Source organism: Streptomyces sp. ISL-98 (assembly GCF_018614055.1).
Lineage (GTDB): Bacteria > Actinomycetota > Actinomycetes > Streptomycetales > Streptomycetaceae > Streptomyces > Streptomyces spiramyceticus.
Map to the genome: position 1 here is coordinate 20843 of NZ_JAGGPB010000031.1, position 6900 is coordinate 27742.

A 6900-nucleotide genomic window follows, 5' to 3' on the forward strand; every position below is an offset into this window, starting at 1 on the left:
AAGCCGCGCATCGTCATCACGCTCTCGACCCGGCACTGCGGGGCCGCTGACCGCCGGGCCCGCCACACCAACCACGCAAAGAAATGAACGGAGGCACTTCCATGCCCGACTCGAACATCGCGAACGCGCAGAAGATCGCGAGTGCGCCCACTGCGATCGTGTCCGCAAAGCCGGTTGTCCTGTCCGCCCCTGGCCGTGGTGAGGACCTTCAGGTCCGCGTGTCCGCGCCCGTGACCGGCAGCGACCTGCCCATCATCGTCTTCTCGCATGGCTTCGGCTGGTCGATGGACGGCTACGCCCCGCTGGCGGACTTCTGGGCTGCCCGCGGCTTCGTGGTCCTGCAGCCCACCCATCTCGACTCAAGGACGCTCAGCCTCCCTGCCGACGACCCTCGTACGCCACGGATCTGGCGCTTCCGGGTCGAGGACATCAAGCGCGTCCTTGACGAGCTCGATGTCCTGGAAGCTTCCGTGCCGGGCCTCAGCGGGCGCCTCGACCGCAGCCGCATCGCTGTGGCCGGCCACTCGTGGGGGGCCCAGACGGCGAGCACGCTGCTGGGCGCGCGAGTCCTCGACTCCGACGGCGTTCCCGGGGAGGACATGTCCGACCCGCGTGTCAAGGCGGGCGTGCTGCTCGCCCTGGCCGGCCGCGGCAGCGACGACCTGACTCCATTCGCGGTAAAGAACCTCCCCTTCATGAACCCGTCCTTCGACGACATGGCCACGCCGGCTCTCATCGTCGCCGGGGACCATGACCAGTCCGCGCTGTCCACTCGCGGGCCGGACTGGTTCACCGACCCCTACTTCCTCAGCCCGGGAAACAAGAGCCTGTTCACGCTGTTCGGGGCAGAGCACTCGCTCGGCGGCATCCCCGGGTACAACGTCGCGGAAACGACGGACGAGAGCCCCGAACGAGTCGCTCTGATCCAACAGCTCACCTGGGCTTACCTGCGCAGTGCCCTCGACCCCGAGGACACCAGCTGGCAGGCGGCGCGCTCGGCACTGGCGGAAGACCCTCACCCGCTGGGGAAGATGCAGAGCAAGTAGGCGAGTCTTGGTGCCGCACACCGCCTCCCGCAGCGCATGGCGGGAGGCGGTGTGCGGCGCACAAGGCGCCGAGCATTCCGCGGGATCCGCCGGACACCGCCCCGGCGGCCAAGCACCCTTCCGTACACACGTGCCACAGATGACACGGGGGCCTGGAGCAGGGCGAGGGACACGAATGAGGCGCGCAGCTCGGCGTCCATGCGGCCGGTGCGCTGGTTGGTGAGGGCGCGTGGCCGGTCGATGCCTGATCCCGTTCTTCAGGCGCCGGAGATGTGCGCGATGCCGGACGCACTGGACGGCGCGGCGCTCGGGAGGAGGGCCAGCTCTTCCCCGGTCAGCACCAGATCCGCCGCTCGTGCCGAGTCCTGCACGGACTGGGGGCGGCTGCCTCCCGGGATCGGGACCACTGTGGGGGACAGGCTCAACAGCCATGCCAGGGCCACCTGCTGAGGGCTGACGCCACGCCCCTCTGCCACCTCGTGGAAGGGCGTTTTGGCCGTCAGACCCGACGGGCCGTCCAGGGAACTGCGGGAGATGCCGCCCAGAGGGCTCCAGGGGAGGAAAGCGAGCCCTAGCTCGGCGCACCGGAACAGCGCAGGAGCGGAGTCGCGGACGGCGGGGGAGTACCGGTTCTGGACGGAGGCGAGCCGGTCGCCCAGGACCGCCCTCGCCTCCTCGATCTGGGGCACGGTCACGTTGGAGAGGCCGATGTGGCGGACCTTGCCCTCGTTCGCCAGCTCCCGCAGGGCACCCAGGGATTCGGCGTACGGCACCGCCGGGTCAGGCTTGTGGAGCTGGTAGAGGCCGATCGCCTCGACCCCGAGCCGCTTCAGTGAGGCCTCGGCGGCCCGTCGCAGATGGCGCGGGTCGCCGTCGACCGTCCAGCCGCCGTCGTCGGTTCGGCCTCGGCCGCCCTTGGTCGCAACCAGGACGTCGTCCACACGGCCGGGGTACGCGGCCAGGGCTCGGGCGACAACTACCTCGTTGTGGCCGGGGTCGCCGCCCGGCGCGTAGTACGAGTCGGCGGTGTCGATCAGCGTGACGCCCGCGTCGAGCGCCGCGTGCACCGTCGCCATCGCGCGCTTCTCGTCGGGGTGGCCTTCGATCGACAGGGGCATCGCGCCGTAGCCGATCGCGCTCACGGTGTAGGAGCCGAGTTGCCTGTGCTTCATGTCAGTCGTTCTTTCCGGTCGTCTCGGTGACGGCGCGCGTCAGCCAGTCCTTGGTGTGCGAGAAGGTGAAGCCGAGGCGCTCGGCGCGGGCGTTGTCCATCCCGTACGAGCGGTGGAAGGAGAACGGAGAGACCTCGCCGACCTCCGCCTCCCGGTACACGGCGGTCCCGCCGCCGATCGCCTCGACGATGTCCTCGGTGGTGAGCGGGCCGTGGGAGGCCGCGTTGACCGGACCAGTGAAGTCCTGGCCCGCCGCCCAGAAGAGGAAGTCGGCGATCTCCTCTACATGGATGTACGTCGCCGGCCGGTTCGGCACCGGAACGGCGATCGGCTCGCCGGTCCGCAGCCGGTCCGCGTAGTGCGCCAGCCGGCCGGTGAAGTCGTCGGCCCCGCCGAGCACATGGGCAACCCGGACGGAGACGTACGGGAAGACCGGGGCGGCGGCGAACACGGCCTCCGCCTGCCGCTTGCCCTCGCCGTAGTGTTCCTCGAGGAACTCCCCGTCTTCCCAAGGGAGTTCGGTGTCCACGACGACCGTGTGGGGGTCCACGATGGCCTCGCCGATGGGCACGGGGCTGTCCTCGTATGCGTACACCTCGACCGTCGAGGTCATGATGTAGCGCCGGGTGCGTCCGGCGAAGACGCGGCGGGCCACGGCCGCCTGACGCGGCGTGTAGCAGACCTGGTCGACGACGACATCGAAGGTCCGCTCCCCGAGAGCCGCCTCCAGGGCGGTCTCGTCGTTCCGGTCGGCGACCAACTGGCGGACCCCGGCCGGGGGCAGCGACGAACCCCGGTTCAGGACCGTGACCCGGTCGCCGGCCGCGATCAAGCGGGCGATCAGCCGCTTCCCGAAGTAGCGGTTACCGCCGATGACCAGGACTTCTCGTATGCCGTCCGGCTGCTTACCTTCTGTCATGCCCACAAGTGTTACGTTGGCGCGTCACGCGCTGAAGGGGGAAACATGGGAGATCTTGCCGCCGTACCGAAAGAACCACGGCATTCATGGCAGGCCGCCCACGATTCGTCAGTAGCCTTCGATCAGGTCGACCGGCAGCTGCTCCGGCTCGTCCAGGAAGAGGGCCGGATCAAGCTCAGCGAGCTGGGCCGAAGGGTCCGGCTGAGCCCCGCCGCCGTCACCGAGCGCCTGCGTCGGCTGGAAGCGTCCGGGGCGATCACTGGCTATGGGGCGCGGGTGGACCCGGTCCGGCTCGGCTACGGCATCCAGGCTTTCATCAGGGTCAGTCCGCACGGCGGTTACAACCTGAAGCACCCCAGGACCCTGGAGCTGATGGCACGCCCGGAGGTCGCCGAGGTCCACCACGTGGTGGGCGAGGACTGCTGGATCATCAAGGTGGCCGTCACCGACACGATCCACCTGGAGGAGATCCTGGAGCAGGTTTCGGCGCTCGGCCGCACGACCACCTCGATCATCCTGTCGTCGCCGGTCGGCGGCAAGGACGGAAAGCCGCTCCTGCCGCATCAGCCCGCCTGACCTGGGAACGTTCCGCCGCACTCGCACTCGCAGCGGCACCTGCACCCGCACCCGCCGACTGTCGGCCGCCCACGCACATCGACCACCGACCTGACTGCCCGGCTCTACGCCGAGGGCCATGGGCGACGCCTGCCCCGCCGAGGTGCTCGGACTTGGGTCTGCGTGTCATCAACAGGTCGGCGGTGAGGGCGCTGTGCAGGACGGCGACCACGGTGTCGGTGAGGGCGTCTCCGGTCGTCGTATCAGACCCCCATCACCGAACGCTCCTCTTCCAGGGGGACTTGCTCGGCCCTGCCGGCTCGCGCGGCGATGTACTGGTGCAGGTGGCGGGGCGGCTGACCGCGGTGCCACCGTGGGCACGGTGGTCGCCCGGCTGCTGTGGGCGGCCTCTGCCTGGCGTGTGCGGTGGCGCGCCAGGCGGTTTCCACACGGACGACCGGTCCGGAAGCGGCAAGCGAGGTGCGCGGATCCGAGGGGTGCCAGCCATGGCTCCGCCGGCTGTGCGTGTGGTCGGCTGCGTGCTTGTGGATGACCGGGGATTGGCCGCGTTCCTCGCCGCAAGGGCTCTGATGGAGATCCGTGCACTGTCGGCGGGCCTGGACCTGCGTACGCCGGAGGCGGAGCCAGGAGAGATCTGTGATGCGGACCTACTGGCTCGCATCAACTTCCCGGCAGGCCGCCTCTGTCACAGCATGCCGCTGATCGCCAGGCCGCTGCCGCCGTCCACCGAACGACGGGCAACTGCGAGCCGGGGGAGCGGGCAATGCAGGAGCGTCCTATGAGCTGGACCTGGGAAACCGCGACGCTTCGCCCCCGGCGTATACCCTCCGCCACCGGCGCACCTGGTCCAACCCGCGCGTCACTGACTTGCTGAGCCGAGCGGGTGCCCATCAGTCGGTTCGGCATGGTCGTCCACCAGGTTGGTGTGCCGGTTCCGCCACCACGGCAGAAGCTGGACGAGGCCGAATGCCAACTCGACGCCGAAGAACAGCCACAGCAGCCTCGTCGCACCGTGGGTCACCGCATACGTCTGCCACGCCGCGAACAATATGCGCGCTATGCCGTCGAACAGTCCGTGGACCGGCAGCGGCCTGACGATGCGTAGGGCGGCCCAGACGACCACGACCGAACCCATCAGATTCGCGTACAGGGTCTGCATCGGGTCGAGTTCGGGCATGACGCCCAGCCCGAGTGCGTTGCCCAAAGACGACAGCACGTCGTGTACCAGTGCGTACGTCCACGGTGTCGCGAATCCCGCCGTGATGACGAGGTCGTACCAGGCGCTTACGCGTACGGCGCGAAGATAGGCGGGGTGTGAGGGGGAGAAGTTACGGATCACAATGAGGCTCCTGCTGGTCTCATGGCAGCGATGCCTCACGCTAAACATTGGACTATGCTCCAAGGTCAAGCCCAACCCGATGGAGGGTCATGCGTATCGGAGAGCTGGCCGCGCAGGCTGGTATGACCACAGACACCATCCGGTTCTACGAGAAAGTCGGCCTCGTCGCAGGTCGGCGGCTGGCCAACGGGTACCGCGACTTCCCGCCCGAGGTCGTGACCTGGCTGCAATACGTACGCACCGCGCAGATACTCGGATTCTCACTCGCGGAGATCGCGCGGCACGGCGAGGAACTGCGCGACGCTCCGGACGCCGCGGAAGCGTTGTCCGCGCTGTTCGAGGAGAAGATCCAGGTCATCGACGTGCGCATGGCCGAACTCGCCACCCTGCGAGCCGAACTCACCACGCGCGTCGGCACCGGATGCCCGCTGCGCGCCGTCGGCCAAGCCAGCTGAGACGAGAAGAGACCGAACACCCTCTCCCGAAGGGTGGGGAGATCAGATGAACCAGGCGAGGGTGCGGCGGAACCGCGAGGCCGACAGTCGGCCGCGAGGGTCCGGGGGATGGAATCAGTGCGGCCCGGACGGCGGAATTCGTCGTTGACCAGGTGGCGAACGCCGCGAGGTCACGGCGGATAGCGTCGTCGGTGCGGGCTTTGGCAGAGTCCTGGCCCGTGTATGGCCCGGAGCCGGCCGGTCATGCCGATCTGCCGCGAGGCTTCCCCGATACCCGTGCGGCCCGCGCCGTTGCGACATGCCTCCCGACCGCCCAGCGGCCACCCGGGTTGTGTTGCGGTCGACACAGGCACATTCGGATTCCACCCGCCCGCGTGCGCGCGCGGAGGAATGATCGAGCGCTTTTACGGTGGGCTGATGCGACCTGTTCCCACGTGGACCCTGCTTTCGTCGGGGTGTGCCCCTGTCCTGTTGGTCGGAGGCTGGACGATCGCGGCACTACTGGAGGGGCCCGCCTACGATCCCGCTACTCAGACGATCAGCGTCCTGGCGGCCTACGGGGCTGCGGGATTCTGGGTGATGACCGGAGCACTCCTCGCCCTGGACGTCTGCCACCTGCTTACCGCCTGGGGGCTGCGCCCAGCCGCGCTCGCCGGACGTGTGGCGCTGGGTGGCGGTGGAGTGGTGGCGTTGGTGGTGGCTCTGCTCCCGCCGCCGAGCAGTGGGGGGTCCCTAATCCACGGGTCAGTCGCCGCGGTCGGCTTTACTCTCCTGGCTGTGTGGCCGGTTCTGGCTGCCGATCGCGGCGGAACCGCAGCATGGGGACTACGGCGCGTGCCCTCCATCGTGGTGACCGCTCTGATGGGCGTCGGTGCAGGCTGGTTCCTGATCGAAATACACCGTCACGGTGCCGCTGGTGTTGCTGAACGCTTTGTGACATGCATTCAGTCCCTATGGCCCTTGGTGGTCGTCGCCTCTTGTCTCTGCCATCCCCGACAACGGTGACTCCTCCTCGCCTGAAGGGCGGGGCTTCTCGCTATGCCGGGTTGGCGTGGCGACGGACCAGCCCGGCGGACCGCTTCTCGTCTGCCAGGCCGGACGGGCTCTTCGATTAGCCAGAGCCTTGAGCGCTCTACTTGGCCAGGCTGGCCAAATAGAGCGCTCCTTACCTTGTTGGCGGGTTGATTCCGGTCCTTCGTACGATCGGGAGACCCAGGGGCCTGGGTGTGGCTTTACAGCGCTCATGCCGTGGTTGTGGCTTTGACTGATTGGCCGCCCAGTGCCCCGCGACGACACGGCCACTCATTGGGATGAGCGAACAGAGATCGCTTCGTAAGGACACGTCGGCGTGGTCGTCTGCAGGGACCAGTGGGCCTTGACCCCGGATTTTGGA

General features: G+C 68.4%; 7 protein-coding genes. 4 read left to right on the plus strand and 3 right to left on the minus strand.

Translation table 11 applies throughout. The features are described from left to right. Window positions 1-101: 101 nt before the first annotated feature. Entirely contained in the window at window positions 102-1046 is a 945-nt protein-coding gene (locus J7I98_RS21180; RefSeq protein WP_214922599.1) for an alpha/beta fold hydrolase, read from the plus strand. Window positions 1047-1303: 257 nt separating this feature from the next. Here the strand turns inward: J7I98_RS21180 and J7I98_RS21185 are convergent, their stop codons facing one another. Next, the gene (locus tag J7I98_RS21185; RefSeq protein ID WP_214922601.1) at window positions 1304-2218 is read right to left on the minus strand and encodes an aldo/keto reductase; all 915 of its coding nucleotides are present in this window, start codon (window positions 2216-2218) and stop codon (window positions 1304-1306) included. Window position 2219: 1 nt separating this feature from the next. Then, window positions 2220-3137, minus strand: a complete 918-nt coding sequence (locus J7I98_RS21190) for an NAD-dependent epimerase/dehydratase family protein (RefSeq protein ID WP_214922603.1) — start codon at window positions 3135-3137, stop codon at window positions 2220-2222. A gap of 45 nt (window positions 3138-3182) precedes the next feature. Between J7I98_RS21190 and J7I98_RS21195 the strand changes: the two genes are divergently transcribed. Beyond that, window positions 3183-3713 (plus strand): Lrp/AsnC family transcriptional regulator, encoded by a 531-nt coding sequence (locus J7I98_RS21195; protein ID WP_214922605.1) that lies wholly within the window; start codon window positions 3183-3185, stop codon window positions 3711-3713. A gap of 859 nt (window positions 3714-4572) precedes the next feature. On the opposite strand, the gene J7I98_RS21200 is transcribed toward J7I98_RS21195, so the two are convergent. Continuing rightward, entirely contained in the window at window positions 4573-5052 is a 480-nt protein-coding gene (locus J7I98_RS21200; RefSeq protein ID WP_214922607.1) for a hypothetical protein, read from the minus strand. 89 nt (window positions 5053-5141) lie between these two features. Between J7I98_RS21200 and J7I98_RS21205 the strand changes: the two genes are divergently transcribed. Further along, a complete protein-coding gene (locus J7I98_RS21205; RefSeq protein WP_214922609.1) occupies window positions 5142-5507 on the plus strand; it encodes a MerR family transcriptional regulator in 366 nt (121 codons plus the stop codon). Between the two features lie 417 nt (window positions 5508-5924). Next, a complete protein-coding gene (locus J7I98_RS21210; protein ID WP_214922611.1) occupies window positions 5925-6512 on the plus strand; it encodes a DUF998 domain-containing protein in 588 nt (195 codons plus the stop codon). The last annotated feature ends 388 nt before the right edge of the window (window positions 6513-6900 follow it).